The following is a 1,207-nucleotide window of genomic DNA, read 5'->3' as shown; positions in this document are numbered from 1 at the left end:
GTATCCGCTCCATGAACTCCACATTCCAAGCGGATAATAGACGGCTGATGCTGTGCTCCCGATTTCCATCAGGAGCCCATCACCATGATGCGTCCGAATGCCAGCGTCGAAAAAGTGTACCTCTACCCGAAGCCTGTAGATTTTCGAAAGTCCATCGACGGCTTGGCTGCATTGGTCGAACTGGACATCAAAGTTGCGGTGTTCGACCCCGTGCTTTTCGTCTTTCTAAATCGCCACCGCAACCGCGTCAAAGTGTTGTACTGGGAGCGCAACGGCTTCTGCCTTTGGCTCAAGCGCCTGGAGTCTGAACGCTTCAAACTTTCCCCTGATGAGGTCGACGAGGCGATCGTGCTGACTGTCCAGGAATTGAACTGGTTACTGGATGGCTTTGATCTCTGGCGCAATCGTCCTCATAAGGTTTTAACACCAAGATTCGTCGCCTGACGGGTATAATCCCCGGCATGAATTTGATACCTGAAGACCTTCCCGATGATCCTGTTTTGCTCAAGCAAATGTTGCTTGAGGCACTCAGTCGTCAGCAAGTAACGGCTGAGGCATATCAGACTCATATCGTCGATTTAAAAGAACAGATCAAGCTGCTGCGCGACCGTTTGTTCGGTCGAAAATCCGAGCAGACCATCGAGCCCAACACGCCGCAACTGGCGTTGTTCAATGAGCCCGAAAGCGAGCCGATGCTCCCCGTCGGCGACGCTGACGAAGAAGTTGTTGCTTCGACGCCACGTCGCGGCAAACGCAAACCACTGCCGGCTGATCTGCCGCGTATCGAAGTCATCCACGAACTGCCTGAACACGAACTGACCTGCGCTTGCGGCTGCCGCAAACACGTGATCAGCGAAGAAACCAGCGAACAGCTGGAGATCGTGCCGATGCAGATTCGCGTACTCAAACACATACGCAAAGTTTACGGTTGCCGCGGTTGTGAAACCGCGCCGGTCACCGCCGACAAACCGGCGCAGTTGATCGAAAAGAGCATGGCCAGCCCCAGCGTATTGGCCATGCTACTGACCACCAAGTACGTCGATGGCCTGCCGTTGCATCGTTTCGAAACGGTGCTGAGTCGACACGGTGTGGATATACCAAGACAAACACTGGCGCGCTGGGTCATCCAGTGCAGCGAACACTTGCAGCCCTTGCTGAATTTAATGCGCGACCGATTACTGGAAAGTCCGGTCATCCACTGCGATGA

The 1,207-nt window shown here is 54.2% G+C and carries 2 protein-coding genes; both read left to right on the top strand.

From position 1 onward, the window contains the following. The first annotated feature begins 84 nt into the window (after positions 1-84). Positions 85-444 (top strand): IS66 family insertion sequence element accessory protein TnpB, encoded by a 360-nt coding sequence (gene tnpB / locus J2Y56_RS28365; RefSeq protein WP_225924317.1) that lies wholly within the window; start codon positions 85-87, stop codon positions 442-444. A gap of 17 nt (positions 445-461) precedes the next feature. After that, a partial coding sequence (locus tag J2Y56_RS28360) for a transposase (protein ID WP_310354123.1) occupies positions 462-1,207 on the top strand: 746 nt, incomplete at its 3' end.

It is taken from the genome of Pseudomonas sp. BE134 (genome assembly GCF_031456105.1).
In the GTDB taxonomy this organism is placed as follows: Bacteria; Pseudomonadota; Gammaproteobacteria; order Pseudomonadales; family Pseudomonadaceae; genus Aquipseudomonas.
This window is presented reverse-complemented; position numbering and strand designations above follow the sequence as displayed.